Here is a 13,420-nt window from a genome sequence, read left to right as displayed (position 1 = left end):
ACCGACAATCCTACCTGCAATTAGTAAAAATGCTAACGAATTCGGCAGCCGGATTCCGAACCGGTTGAGGGTGATGAATGCTTCAGCAGGGCCGCCACGCAGGGGATGGATCGGTGCGGGGCGGGGGACTCAGCGCCCGTGCGGATCGGGCCGGTGGTGCACGTACTCGACCACGGTGCCGTCCGGATGCACGGCGTTGAAGGCCGCACCGGTCGGCACGACCTGCAGCGGGAAGATGATCTGCGCGCCGGCCGCCACCAGCCGGTCGTAGTACGGCTGCACGTCATCCACCAGCAGCGTGCCGGTGGTGGAGGTGAACGGGGCCAGCTTGTCCGGCGCGCCTTCGATCAGCAGGAACGCCCCGACCATCGCCAGGCGCAGGCCGGCCTCGGGGAACGGAAAGCCCGCATCGGCCACCACCCCCTGCAACTGCTCGTAGAACGCCACCCGCGCTTCCAGCTCGCCCGGGCCGACGAACACCCGGATCAGCACCCGGGGGCTGCGTTGCCGGGAGGTGTCGTTGCGGTCACGCCAGAGTTGATCGAAGTGGCGGTGTGGGGGCATGCGGTCGCTCCGGGACGTGAGTGCTCATTATCGATCCGCGATCCATCGGGAACCGGGCAGGGCTCATGACCACCGGTGATGGTGTGATAACCCGGCATCGCCCACCACGCCAGCAGCGTGAGCAGCGAGACGCCGGCGCCGGCCATGCACACCCCGGGCCAGCCGAACGCGGCATACAGCGCACTGCCGGCCAGTGCACCCAGCCCGCTGCCTGCCGCGTAGAACAGCATGTAAGTGGCGATCACCTGGGCCTGCGCCTGCGGTGCGGCGGCCAGGATCCCGCTCTGGTTGGTGACGTGCAGCGCCTGCACGGCCAGATCCAGCAGCAGCACGCCCAGCACCAGCCAGCCCAGGTGATGGGACATCGCCGCGATCGGTGCCCAGCTCAGCAGCATCAGCCACAGGGCGCCGGTGGTGACCCGCCCGGCGTGGCCCCGGTCACTCCAGTGCCCGCTGCGTGCCGCCGCCAATGCACCGAGCAGGCCGACCAGGGCGAAGGCGCCGATGGCGGTGTGGCCTAGGGCATACGGTGGCGCGCCCAGTGGCAGGCTCATGCTGCTCCAGAACAGGCCGAACACGGTAAACAGCAGCAGGCCCAGCACGCCGCGCTGGCGCAGCATCGGCTGCTGCCGCAGCAGGGCGATCAAGCCGGTGCGCGCGTTGGGCGCGGCCAGCACCGGCAGCCGTGGCAGGCGTGCCCATAGCACGGTGCCGGTCACCAGCATCAGCGCCGCCGAGAGCAGGTATACCGCGCGCCAACCGCCCAGATCGGCCACCGCCCCGGCCACTACCCGCGCCAGCAGCAACCCGACCACCACGCCTGCCTGTGCGGCGCCGACCACACGGCCGCGCTCGTGCCCGCCCGCCGCGGCGGCGGCGTACGCGATCAGCCCTTGGGTCATCGCGGTGCCGAGCAGGCCCACCGCCAGCATCCCCAGCAGCAGGCTCCAGGCCTGCGCGGCCAGCGCCACGGCCAGCAGCGCCAGCACCAGGCCGCCGGTCTGGACCGCCATCAGGCGGCGCCGATCCAGGCGGTCACCCAGCGGCACGACCCATAACAAGGCGGCAACCGAACCGAGCTGGGTCGCCGCGATCACCGCGCCGATGCGGCCGGTGCTGATCTGGAGATCGGCGGCCAGGGCGTCCAGCAGCGGCTGGGCGTAATAGACATTGGCCACGCTCAGGCCGGCCGCGCAGGCGAACAGCATCAGCAGGGACGAGGGGAGCGGGGAGGCTGAAGCGCGGGGGCTGGAGGCGATGACGGCCATGATTGTGGTTTCAAAATAGAACCAGTTGATTCTGCCGGATGTGGTTCTAAAATGAAACCTTGAAAGGAGAGCCTGCATGGCAATCGAGCCGATGACGACCTGCCCGGTGGGCCGCGCGCTGGATCTGGTAGGCGACCGCTGGTCACTGCTGATCGTGCGCGAGGCCTTCGATGGGGTGCGCCGGTTCAGTGACTTCCAGCGCCGTCTGGGAATGTCGCGGAGCATGCTCAGCCAGCGGCTGCAGGCCTTGCTGGAGGCGGACGTGCTGGCGCAACAGCCGCTGGCGGCGGGGCGCAGCTATCAGGAATATGTGCTCACCGAGCGCGGCCGCGCGCTGTTCCCGCTGGTGGTGGCCCTGCGCCAATGGGGCGAGGCCTTCCTGTTCGCGAAGGGCGAACCGCGCTCGGTGCTGCAGGCCGACAGCGATGGGCAGCCCCTGGCGCCGATGCTGCCGCGTGATCAGCACGGGCACGTGGTGGCGGCCGCCGAGACCCGGGTGATAAAGCCGCCGTCGCCCTGATTTCGCCTGGGTTGGGCTGTCTCAAATGTAAGCATCCTGTTGACAGGCATGAACAGGCTCGGACACTCTTCGGGGGTGAGGCGCTGGTAACGGCCTCCCGGGTGGTGCGGCTGTCACGACGGGCGGAGGGGCCTGGACGTAGCCGTCATCGCCTTGCGTTGTAAACGGTTCCGCGCACCTGCGCGTGGTTCCCGCCGATATGGCGCTGCACCCTTCTGCGGCAAGACTCCCCGGATTTATTGCGCAAGCAAAGGTGTTTCGCCCGCTCATGAAAACGATTTCAAAGCCCCTGGCCCTGACGGCCGCCATCGCGCTCTCCCTGAGTGCTTCTGCCTGGGCCGCTGCCCCGGCCGCCACCACCGACGCGTTCACCGTGCTGACCCTGGAACAGACCCCGGGTGATCTGGACGCCACCGTGGTCGCTGCACAGCTGGAACACCTGCAGGTCGATGCCGTGACCGTGCGCAACGTGGAGCGCCGCGCCGACCGCGTGGATCCTCTGCAGGGTCTGGCTGATGCGCTGGGCTACCACTATCGTTTCGTGACCGCCGATCCGGCCGCTGCGCAGCAGACCGGCAGCGTGGTGCTGACCCGCCTGCCGATCGAGGCCGAGTCGGGCACCGAGCAGCCGTCCCTGAATTACCTGCGCCTCAACGATGGCCGCCACGTCGTCGCGCTGTACACCAGCGCTGCCGATGCTGCCGCGTTGCCGACGCTGGTCACCCGCTCGCGCCTGGGCGCGCCGGCCGTTCTGCTGGGCGCGGTCAGCGCCGATGCGGCCACCACCGCCGGGTTCGATCCGTCGCGCGTCGCGCTGGAAGCCAATGAAAGCTACTTCAGCGATGGCTTCCAGTCGGCCACCTCGTCCGCCATCAAGCTGCGCACGCATGACGGAAAGAAGGGCACCACTGCGGCGACGCTGCTGACGCTCGGCTATGCCGCGCCGGTCGGTGGCGATACGCCGTGGATGGACACCGGCCTGAACGCCGATGCCCGTGCCAAGGCTCTGGTCGCACAGATGACCGTGGACGAGAAGTTCCAGATGCTGCACAGCTATTTCGGGCTGGGCAAGGATGGCGGTCCACTGCCGGAAGGCGCGGTCGGTTCGGCCGGCTTCGTGCCGGGCGTGCCACGCCTGGGCATTCCGGCGCAGCAGTCGGCCGATGCCGGCGTCGGCGTCACCAACCCCGGCGGCCTGCGCAAGGGCGACCACGCCACCGCGATGCCGTCCGGCCCGTCCACGGCCTCCAGCTGGAACCCGGACATCGCCTTTGCTGGCGGTGCCACGATGGGGCGCGAAGCCTGGCAGCAGCGCTTCAACATCCTGCTGGCCGGCAGCGTCAACCTGCAGCGCGACCCGCGCAATGGCCGCAACTTCGAATACGCCGGTGAAGATCCCCTGCTGGCCGGTGTGCTGGTGGGTGAATCGATCCGCGGCGTGCAGAGCCAGCACGTCATCTCCACGATGAAGCACTTCGCGCTGAACGACATGGAGACCTCGCGCAACTTCCACAGCGCCGAGATCGGCGAGCAGGCAATGCGCGAGTCGGATCTGCTGGCCTTCGAGATCGCCATCGACATCGGCAAGCCGGGCTCGGCGATGTGCTCGTACAACCGCATCAACGGTACCTACGGCTGCGAGCACGATTACCTCATGAACGAGGTGCTCAAGCAGGAATGGAAGTTCCCCGGTTTCGTGATGTCCGATTGGGGCGGCGTGCACAGTGGCTCCAAGGCGGCGCTGGCCGGCCTGGACCAGCAGTCGGCCGGTGAAGTGTTCGACAAGGCGGTCTACTTCGATGAACCGCTGCGCCTGGCCGTGGCCGGTGGCGTGGTGCCGCAGGCGCGTCTGGACGACATGGTCGGCCGCATCCTGCGCACGATGTTCGCGCACGGCAACTTCGATCTGCCGCCGGTGCACGAGCCGATCGACGACGAGGCCGGCTTCCATGCCGCGCAGCGCACCGTCGAAGAAGGCAGCGTGCTGCTGCGCAATGCCGATGATCTGCTGCCGCTGGGCAAGGATGTGCAGCGCATCGTCATCATCGGTGGGCATGCCGACAAGGGCGTGATCGGCGGCGGTGGTTCCTCGATGGTGGGCTGGACCGCCCGCGGCACCAATGCGGTGCCGGGCGTGATGCCGACCACCTGGCCGGGCCCGGTGATCTTCCACCCGTCCTCGCCGCTGGAGGCGCTGCGCGCCGAGCGTCCGGATGCCCGCATCGATTACGTGGACGGCCGCGATGTCGCCGCCGCCGCGCGCGCTGCTGCGGCGGCCGATGTGGCCATCGTGTTCGCCACGCAGTGGTCGGCCGAATCGGTCGATCTGCCGCACATGCAGTTGCCGGACAACCAGGACGCGCTGATCGCCGGCGTGGCCAAGGCCAACCCGAAGACGGTGGTGGTGCTGGAAACCAATGGCCCGGTCGAGCTGCCGTGGCTGCAGCAGGTACCGGCCATCCTGCAGGCCTGGTACCCGGGCATCCGTGGCGGCGAGGGCATCGCCGCGCTGCTGACCGGCAAGGTCAATCCGTCCGGCCGCCTGCCGGTCACCTGGCCGGTGGATGTCAGCCAGTTGCCGCGCCCGCACGTCAACGGCCTGGGCTTCAACCCGAAGAACAAGCCGGATGACACCATCGACTACGACATCGAAGGCGCCAACGTCGGTTACAAGTGGTTTGCGGCCAAGGGCCTGACCCCGCAGTACGCGTTCGGCCATGGCCTGTCCTACACCCGCTTCGGCTACGACAACCTGCAGGTGGTGGTGGAAGGCCAGCGTGTGGTCGCCAGTGTGGACGTGCGCAACACCGGCAAGGTTGCCGGTGCGGATGTGCCGCAGCTGTACCTGCAGCTGCCGCAGGGCAGCACCACCCCGATCCGCCTGATCGGCTTCCAGAAGGTGACGCTGCAGCCGGGCGAAAGCCGCCGTATCCGCATCGAAGCCGAGCCGAAGACGCTGGCCAGCTTCGATACCGCTGCCAAGCAGTGGAAGATCGCCGGTGGGCAGTACGAAGTGCAGCTCTCGCGCGCGGCCAATGCACCGGTGCAGCGCGTGCCGTTGGAGCTGGCCGAGCAGGTGGTCCGCTGAGCTGACGGGCAGGGCACGACCGTGGGTCGTGCCTCCGCTCACCCCGGCAGGTGCTCGCGCAGATGCGCCAGCAGCAGCCGGACCCGGCGTGAGCGCTGGGCGGTGTTGGGAAACACCGCATACACGCCCTGGCGCGGGAAACGATGACGGCGCAGGATCGGCAGCAGCCGGCCCTGCGCCAGATCGTCATCGATCAACCACTGCGGCAACACGGTTGCGCCAGCACCGGCCAGCGCGAATGCGCGCAGCGTGGATGCGTTATCGACCGTGACCACCGCATGGGCGGGGTTGCAGGCAAACACCTGGTCGCTGCCATCGGGCGCCACCAGTGGAAGATCGGCCAGGCGCGGATAGCCCAGGCGTGGCAGCGTGCGGATCCAGTCCGGATCATCGCGCGCGGCATCATCAGGCAATGTGGCCAGCAATGACGGCGCGGCGACCGCGCACAGCGCGTGTTCGTCCAGCAGGGTCGCGCGCAATTGCGAGTCCTGCAGGCGGCCCAGGCGGATCGCGAGATCGAACCGCTCGGGAATCAGGTCCGCCGGTGCCGGGGAGGTCGAAAGATGCAGGCGCAGCTCGGGGTGCAGCGTACGGAACGACTCCAGCACCGGCACGACCCGGGCGATCGCATATTCCGGTGTGGTGGTCAGGCGCAGCGTGCCGCGCAGCTGCAGCTGTTCGCTGCGTGCTTCCTCGATGGCGAGCTCGGCGGTGGCCAGCAGCGCCGTGCAGTGCTGGTAGAAACGCTCGCCGGCTTCGGTCAACGCCAGGCTGCGGGTATTGCGCACCAGCAGCGTCACACCGAGTTCCTGTTCCAGCCGCTTTAGGTTGAAGCTCACCACCGCGCGGCTCTGGCCCAGGCGTTGCGCGGCAGCGGTCAGGCTGCCGGCATCGACAATCGTCTTGAAGGTCTCGAAGCGATCCAGGCTGACCATGGCGGCACGTTGACTGTCAAAAATGGTTTGACAGTCTTGCATCCGCTTGCCCGTATATCCAGCCGGCCGCAACGCGCATGCTGCCGCCTCGCAATCGGAGCGCGTCATGACATACCGGGCCAGGGTGGAAACGCTGTACCTGCTGGGATTCTCGCTGGACCTGGTGAACATGTTCATCGGGACCGTCGCGTATCCGGCCATCGCCAACGACCTGCACGCGTCCGTGCCGCAGCTGGCGTGGATCGGCAATGCCTACATGCTCGGGCTGACCTTGGTCATTCCGCTGGGCAGTTGGCTGGCGGCGCGTCTGGGCGAACGCCGGGTGCTGTGCGTCTCGCTGGCGTTGTTCACCGTGGGCGCTGTGCTGGCAGGCACCGCGCCAAGCATCGAGTGGCTGATCGCGTGGCGCCTGATGCAGGGGCTGGGCGGCGGGCTGTTGATTCCGGTCGGGCAGGCGATGGCCTACCGCGAATGCCCACCGGCCGACCGCGCGCGTCTGACCGCCCGCATCATGGCGGTGGCACTGCTGGTGCCGGCGCTGTCGCCCACGCTGGGCGGCCTGCTGGTGGAGTGGGGCTCATGGCGCGGCGTGCTGCTGGTCAGTGTGCCGCTGGCCATGGTGGCCTTGGCGCTGGCGGCGTGGTGGGTGCGTCCGCGTGAGCCGGTGGTCGTACCTGCGCTGGACCGTCGCGGGCTGCTGTGGGGCTCACTGGGCCTGAGCGTGTTGCTGGTTGCGCTGAGCCTGTTGGCAGAGCCGGGGCAGCGGATGCTCGGCGCGGGCCTGCTCGTGGTCGCCACCCTGGTGCTGGCGTTGTATGCCCGCAGTGCGCGCCTTACGGATCATCCGGTCCTGCAGTGGTCGCTGCTGCGGCATGCCTCGCTGCGGCTGGCGATGCTGGTCTATCTGCTGGTACCCGGGACCTTCATCGGCACCCAGCTGGTGGCCACGCTGCTGCTACACCGTCAGGGCTACGGCGCCGCGGCCATCGGTGGCTTCATGCTGCCGTGGGCGATCGCCTCGGCCTGCGCCATCGCCACCACACGGCACTGGCTGCCCCGCATCGGGGCGCGCCCACTGTTGAGCGCCGGCATGGGATGCCAGGCGCTCGGGATCGTGCTGCTGATCGGCGTGCAGGCCACTCACCCATGGCTGCCGGTGCTGGCCTTCGCGCTGATGGGCCTGGGCGGCAGCCTGTGCAGCAGCAGTGCACAGACGCTCGCCTTCCAGAGGTTGGCGGACGCGGAGCTGCTGCCGGGTAGTGCGCTGTGGAATCTCAACCGCCAACTCAGCTTCTGTCTGGCCGCCGCGCTGTTGGCCTGTGTGCTGGCGGTGCTGTCCTCCGTGCTGCCAGCGCACGCGTTCCCGCTCACCCTGATGCTGGCGGCGGGCATGAGCCTGCTGCCGATGCATCTGCTACGGCGCCTGCCGGCGTCTTCCCTTGCCTTGAGAGCCTCCCCATGAATGACACGCTTGCCTTCAACGAGATCCATGACCTGCATGTGCTGATCGAAGACTGGTTCACCGGCCGCTCGCCGGTGGCGGCGCTCGATACCCTGCTGGCCCGTTTCAGCGAGGACTTCAGCATGGTCGGGATCCGTGGCATCCGCCTGGATAAACCCACGCTGGCCGGTTTCTTCGCTGCCGCGCATGCCAGCCGGCCGGGATTGCGCATCACCATCGATGCGATGACGTACCTGCCGCTGGGCACGGGCGCATGCGCGGTGCGTTATCGGGAAGACCAGATCGAGGCACAACACGCAGGCAATCGACGCGAGGCCTTGGCCATCCTGGTCACCGGCACCGGCACCGGCACCGGCACCGGCACCGGCACCGATGGCGTGCTGCGTTGGCAGGCTTTGCATGAAACGGTGGTTGGCAGCTGAATGCGGGCAAAGACACGGCGCCGGGCCGTTCGGCATCTACCGGGGCGCGCCGGGCAGCGCTAGGCTGCGGAGGTTGCCATCATTGCCGGGAGAGAGCCCATGCGTGTGCGTGTATTGCCAGTTGCGCTGTTGAGTCTGATGGTTGCGGCCAGTGTGTCGGCGCAGACCTCGCCGATGACCCCGGACATTCCAGCCAAGGGGTTCGTGACCCCGACAGCGCAGGACAACTACGACAAGCGCGTGGTGATGGTGCCGATGCGTGACGGAACGAAACTCTACACGGTCATCGTGGTGCCCAAGGGCGCCAGGAACGCGCCGATTCTGCTGACCCGCACGCCTTACGATGCCGCCAACCGTGCCAAGCGCATGGATTCGCCGAACATGCGTGACATCCTGCCGCAGGGCGATGAGGTGTTCGTCGATGGCGGCTACATCCGCGTGTTCCAGGACATCCGCGGCAAGTACGGCTCCGAGGGCGATTACGTGATGACCCGGCCGCTGCGTGGGCCGCTCAACCCCACGAAGGTGGACCATGCCACCGACGCATGGGACACCATCGATTGGCTGGTCAAGCACGTGCCCGAGAGCAACGGCAAGGTCGGCATGCTGGGCTCGTCCTATGAGGGCTTCACCGTGGTGATGGCGCTGACCAACCCGCACCCGGCGTTGAAGGTCGCCGCGCCGCAGAGCCCGATGATCGATGGCTGGATGGGCGATGACTGGCTCAACTACGGTGCGTTCCGCCAGGTCAATTTCGGCTATTTCACCGGGCAGCTGGCCAAGCGCGGCAAGGGCCCGGCGATTCCCAGCGTGGGCTACGACGACTACACGACCTTCCTGCGCGCCGGCTCGGCTGGGGACTACGCCAAGGCCAATGGCCTGGATCAGTTGCCGTGGTGGCACAAGCTGATCGAACACCCCAGCTACGACGCGTTCTGGCAGGAGCAGGCGCTGGACGCACGCATGGCCAGGACCGAGCTGAACGTGCCCACGATGTGGCTGCAGGGCCTGTGGGACCAGGAGGACATGTGGGGTGCGGTGCACAGCTATGCGGCGATGGAGCCGCGCGACACCGGCAATACGATGAACTATCTGGTGATGGGGCCGTGGCGGCACAGCCAGGTCAACTATGACGGCAGCAGCCTGGGCGCGTTGAAGTTCGACGGCGATACCGCGCTGCAGTTCCGACGTGATGTGCTCAAGCCGTTCTTCGATCAGTACCTGGTCGATGGCGCGCCCAAGGCGCAGACACCGCCGGTGCTGATCTACAACACCGGCGAAAACCACTGGGACAAGCTGCAGCAATGGCCGCGCAGCGTGGCGCAGTCCAAGCCGCTGTACCTGCGCGCGGGCGGCAAGCTGTCCTTCGAGGCCCCGCAGGCGGGTGAAGCGACGTTCGAGGCGTATGTGTCCGATCCAGCCAAGCCGGTGCCGTTCGTGCCGCGCCCGGTGCGGTTCGCCGACCGCGATATGTGGACCAGCTGGCTGGTGAAGGATCAACGCTTCGTGGATGGGCGCCCGGACGTGCTCACCTTCGTCAGCGAACCGTTGACCGAGCCGTTGCGGATCGGCGGCGCGCCGCAGGTCAATCTGCAGGCAGCCACGAGTGGCAGCGACAGCGACTGGGTGGTGAAACTGATTGATGTGTATCCGGACCAGACCCCGTCGACGCCGGAAATGGGCGGCTACGAGCTGTCGGTCTCGATGGCGATCTTCCGCGGCCGGTACCGCGAGAGCTTCAGCGATCCGAAGGCGATCGCGAGCAATCAGGTACTGGACTACAAGTTCGGTCTGCCGACCGCAAACCATGTGTTCCAACCGGGCCACCGGGTGATGGTGCAGGTGCAGTCGAGCCTGTTCCCGCTGTATGACCGCAATCCGCAGACGTTCGTGCCGAACATCTACCTGGCCCAGCCGGCCGATTACCAGAAGGCGACGCAGCAGATCTGGCACGCGCCGCAGCAGGCCAGTTTCATTTCGTTGCCGGTGTATTGAAGGCTGGAAGGGAGTGCCGGCCAGTGGCCGGCGCCTCCAGGATGCAGGTCATCCTCGATCTGGTTGGCCGGACAGCGCATCCGGCGGACCCGCATTGACCCTCAACCGTCGAGGGTCGGGTAGTCGGTGTAGCCGTGTGCGCCACCGCCGTACAGCGTGTCCTTGTCCAGCTCGGAGAGCGCCACGCCCAGACGGAAGCGTTCGACCAGATCCGGGTTGGCGATGAAGGGGCGACCGAAGGCGATCATGTCGGCATACCCGGAGGCCACCGCCGCTTCCGCGCGCGCCTGGTCGTAGCCGTTGTTGGCGATCCATGCGCCCTTGAACTTGGCGCGCAGCGCGGCGTAGTCGAAGGCGATGTTGTCGCGCGGGCCGCCGGTTGCGCCTTCGATCACGTGGATGAAGGCCAGCGGGCCGATCGCATCCAGGCGTTCGACGGCGCGTTCGAACAACGGCTGCGGGTTGGAATCTTCCGCGTCGTTGGCCGGGGTCACCGGCGAGAGACGCACGCCGGTGCGGTCGGCACCGATTTCCGAGACGATCGCGCTGACCACTTCATCCAGCAGGCGGGTGCGGTTCTCGATGCTGCCACCGTACTCGTCGGTGCGCTGGTTGCTGCCATCGCGCAGGAACTGGTCGATCAGGTAACCGTTGGCGGCATGCACTTCCACACCGTCGAAGCCGGCGGTGATCGCATTGCGCGCGGCCTGGCGATAGTCCTGGATCAGGCCGGGAATCTCGTCCAGACGCAGGGCGCGCGGCTCGGAGACATCTTCAAAGCCCTTGGCGGTGAACGTCTTGGCGTTGGCACGCAGCGCACTCGGCGCGACCGGCACCTCGCCCTCGGGCAGCAGGCTGGTGTGCGAGATGCGGCCGACATGCCACAACTGCAGCACGATCTTGCCGCCGCGCGCGTGGACCGCATCGGTGACCTTCTTCCAGGCGTCGATCTGGTCCTGGCTGTAGATGCCGGGGGTGTCCAGATAGCCCTGGCCCAGCGGACTGATCTGGGTGGCCTCGGCGATGATCAGGCCGGCGCTGGCGCGCTGTTCGTAGTACTGGATGGCGAGGGGATTGGGAATGCGGTCGTTGATCGCGCGGTTGCGGGTCAACGGTGCCATCGCGACGCGGTTGGCGACGTCGATGGCCCCCAGGCGGGTGGGGGAAAACAACTGGCCGTCAGTGGAGTCTGTCATGGGCTTACCTTGGGGGAGGGCGACCGCCATCGGCGGATGAAAGAAAAGAAGGTGGGTGTACGACCCCGAGCATAGGGCCAGGTGCGTTGCAGCGATGGGAAGGATTGTTGCGGAGCACGCTGTGCACGTTCTGTAACGTTTTCGCGGCGTATGGTCGAGGCATGGGCAGGCACTGCCCGCAGCCTCATTCCAACCCGAGGAACAACGCGATGATTGATTATCAGCTCAAGGGAAAGGTCGCCATCGTCACCGGCGGCGTCTCCGGCATCGGCCTGGCCGTGGCCGAACTGCTGGCCGATTCCGGCGCGGCGGTGGCGGTGTGGGATCTCAAGGCCGACGCCGTGGAGAAGACTGCCGGGACGCTGCGCAGCAAAGGGGTTAAGTCGATCGGCATCGCCTTGAACGTCACCGACGAGCACGCGGTGGACGCGGCCGTGAAGCGCACCGTGCAGGAACTCGGTGGGCTGGACATCGCGGTGAACAACGCGGGCATCGGCGGGCCGTCGGCGGCGAGCGGTGACTATCCCGTGGATGGCTGGAGGAACGTCATCGACGTCAATCTCAACAGCGTGTTCCTGTGCCAGCGGGCGCAGATCCAGGCGATGCGCAGTGCGGGCAACGGCGGCAGCATCATCAACATGGCCTCCATCCTGGGCCAGGTGGGATTCAACAACTCGGCCGCCTATGTCGCGGCCAAGCATGGCGTGGTCGGCCTGACCCAGACGGCGGCATGGGAACACGCCGCGGACAAGATCCGCATCAATGCGGTCGGCCCGGGCTTCATCGCCACGCCGCTGCTGGACAAGATGGACCCGAAGGTGAAGCAGGCGCTGGAAAGCAAGCATGCGCTCGGCCGCCTCGGCAAACCCGAGGAAGTGGCTGCGCTGGTGGCCTGGCTGGCCAGTGCCGATGCCGGCTTTGCGACCGGGACGTACTACGCCATCGATGGCGGTTATCTGGCCCAGTAAGCCCGGCGGCGGCGGGCTCACCTGGGCCTGCCGCTGGTTTCACGGTCCCCAGACGCCCCTCTCTGCGACGCTCCATGCATGACCGGATGAGAGACGCAGATGGGACTGGAACAAGATCTATCGATCCTGCTGCGGATTGCCGTGGCGATGTTGCTGGGCGCTACGCTCGGCATCGAACGCGAGATGGGCAAGCACGCCGCTGGCCTGCGCACGCACATGTTGATCGCCGGTGCGGCGGCGCTGATCGTCGGCCTCGGTGACAGCATCGCCGAACACTTCCAGGAAGAACGCTACCGCGACCTGCTGCAGGTCGATCCGGTGCGTCTGATCGAAGCGGTGGTGGCCTGCGTGGGTTTCGTTGCCGCCGGCACGATTCTGCGCGGCTCGCGCGATGACCAGGTCAGCGGCCTGACCACCGCCAGCTCACTGATCATGTCCGCCGCGATCGGCATCGCGGTCGGCATCGGCGAGTACGTGATCGCGGTCGGCGTGAGTGTGCTGTGCCTGATCGTGCTGGTGGTGTTCAGCCGTATCGCCAAAAAACTGGAGTCGTCATGAGCAGCGAACGTCCCTTCGAGATCCAGCGCATCGACCATGTGGTGCTGCGCGTGCAGGATCTGCCCCGCGCCGTGCGCTTCTACTGTGACGTCCTTGGTTGCACGGTCGCCCGCGAGCGGCCCTCGCTGGGCATGGTGCATCTGCACGCCGGTGAGTCGCTGATCGATCTGATCAGTGTGGACGGTCCGCTGGGAATCAAAGGCGGCGCAGCGCCCGGGCGGGAAGGGCGCAATGTCGAGCATGTCTGCCTGCGCGTGGAGCCGTTCGATGCCGAGCAGGTGCGCGCCCACCTGCAGGGCTGCCAGGTGGAGCTCAGTGGGCCGGCCGAGCGCAATTACGGCGCCGAGGGCGACGGGCTGTCGCTGCGGCTGCGCGATCCGGACGGCAACTCGGTGGAACTGAAAGGCCGCTCCAGCGACTGCGGCTGCTAAGTGGTACTACCAA

General features: G+C 67.3%; 12 protein-coding genes. 8 read left to right on the top strand and 4 right to left on the bottom strand.

What is annotated here, in order from left to right; genetic code table 11:
• Positions 1 to 129: 129 nt before the first annotated feature.
• On the bottom strand, positions 130 to 564 hold the full coding sequence (locus tag ACTT2I_RS09335; protein ID WP_421099846.1) for a VOC family protein: 435 nt from the start codon (positions 562 to 564) through the stop codon (positions 130 to 132).
• Positions 486 to 1,832 (bottom strand): MFS transporter, encoded by a 1,347-nt coding sequence (locus ACTT2I_RS09330; RefSeq protein WP_421099847.1) that lies wholly within the window; start codon positions 1,830 to 1,832, stop codon positions 486 to 488. Before ACTT2I_RS09330 ends, ACTT2I_RS09335 begins: the two co-directional genes overlap by 79 nt.
• 76 nt (positions 1,833 to 1,908) lie before the next feature.
• Between ACTT2I_RS09330 and ACTT2I_RS09325 the strand changes: the two genes are divergently transcribed.
• Together ACTT2I_RS09325 and ACTT2I_RS09320 are read left to right on the top strand one after the other, a co-directional pair.
• Positions 1,909 to 2,352 carry a winged helix-turn-helix transcriptional regulator gene (locus ACTT2I_RS09325; protein ID WP_421099848.1) on the top strand — a complete coding sequence of 148 codons (444 nt, stop codon included), beginning with the start codon at positions 1,909 to 1,911 and terminating at the stop codon, positions 2,350 to 2,352.
• 268 nt (positions 2,353 to 2,620) lie between these two features.
• Positions 2,621 to 5,440, top strand: coding sequence for a beta-glucosidase (locus tag ACTT2I_RS09320; RefSeq protein WP_421099849.1), 2,820 nt, complete (start codon positions 2,621 to 2,623; stop codon positions 5,438 to 5,440).
• A 38-nt stretch (positions 5,441 to 5,478) separates the two neighbouring features.
• Here ACTT2I_RS09320 and ACTT2I_RS09315 read toward each other — a convergent pair whose 3' ends face one another.
• On the bottom strand, positions 5,479 to 6,375 hold the full coding sequence (locus ACTT2I_RS09315) for a LysR family transcriptional regulator (RefSeq protein WP_421099850.1): 897 nt from the start codon (positions 6,373 to 6,375) through the stop codon (positions 5,479 to 5,481).
• Positions 6,376 to 6,481: 106 nt separating this feature from the next.
• Here ACTT2I_RS09315 and ACTT2I_RS09310 point away from each other — a divergent pair, with 106 nt between their 5' ends.
• From ACTT2I_RS09310 to ACTT2I_RS09300, 3 genes are all read left to right on the top strand, one after another.
• Positions 6,482 to 7,837, top strand: a complete 1,356-nt coding sequence (locus tag ACTT2I_RS09310) for an MFS transporter (protein ID WP_421099851.1) — start codon at positions 6,482 to 6,484, stop codon at positions 7,835 to 7,837.
• Entirely contained in the window at positions 7,834 to 8,259 is a 426-nt protein-coding gene (locus ACTT2I_RS09305; protein WP_443096836.1) for a hypothetical protein, read from the top strand. Before ACTT2I_RS09310 ends, ACTT2I_RS09305 begins: the two co-directional genes overlap by 4 nt.
• Positions 8,260 to 8,358: 99 nt before the next feature.
• Positions 8,359 to 10,254 carry a CocE/NonD family hydrolase gene (locus tag ACTT2I_RS09300; protein ID WP_421099853.1) on the top strand — a complete coding sequence of 632 codons (1,896 nt, stop codon included), beginning with the start codon at positions 8,359 to 8,361 and terminating at the stop codon, positions 10,252 to 10,254.
• A 101-nt stretch (positions 10,255 to 10,355) separates the two neighbouring features.
• Here the strand turns inward: ACTT2I_RS09300 and ACTT2I_RS09295 are convergent, their stop codons facing one another.
• Positions 10,356 to 11,450, bottom strand: a complete 1,095-nt coding sequence (locus tag ACTT2I_RS09295; RefSeq protein WP_421099854.1) for an alkene reductase — start codon at positions 11,448 to 11,450, stop codon at positions 10,356 to 10,358.
• 209 nt (positions 11,451 to 11,659) lie between these two features.
• Between ACTT2I_RS09295 and ACTT2I_RS09290 the strand changes: the two genes are divergently transcribed.
• The 3 genes from ACTT2I_RS09290 (at position 11,660) to ACTT2I_RS09280 (ending at position 13,407) form a co-directional block, all read left to right on the top strand.
• Complete coding sequence (locus tag ACTT2I_RS09290; protein WP_421099855.1) at positions 11,660 to 12,418, top strand: SDR family NAD(P)-dependent oxidoreductase; 759 nt, start codon at positions 11,660 to 11,662, stop codon at positions 12,416 to 12,418.
• A 99-nt stretch (positions 12,419 to 12,517) separates the two neighbouring features.
• The gene (locus tag ACTT2I_RS09285; RefSeq protein ID WP_088433363.1) at positions 12,518 to 12,976 is read left to right on the top strand and encodes an MgtC/SapB family protein; all 459 of its coding nucleotides are present in this window, start codon (positions 12,518 to 12,520) and stop codon (positions 12,974 to 12,976) included.
• Positions 12,973 to 13,407, top strand: coding sequence for a VOC family protein (locus ACTT2I_RS09280; RefSeq protein ID WP_088433362.1), 435 nt, complete (start codon positions 12,973 to 12,975; stop codon positions 13,405 to 13,407). Before ACTT2I_RS09285 ends, ACTT2I_RS09280 begins: the two co-directional genes overlap by 4 nt.
• The last annotated feature ends 13 nt before the right edge of the window (positions 13,408 to 13,420 follow it).

This window comes from Stenotrophomonas sp. PUT21, from assembly GCF_052232875.1.
Classification (GTDB): Bacteria; Pseudomonadota; Gammaproteobacteria; order Xanthomonadales; family Xanthomonadaceae; genus Stenotrophomonas; species Stenotrophomonas maltophilia_N.
Note: the sequence above shows the minus strand (reverse complement) of the source record. Positions and strands in the feature narration are given on the sequence as shown.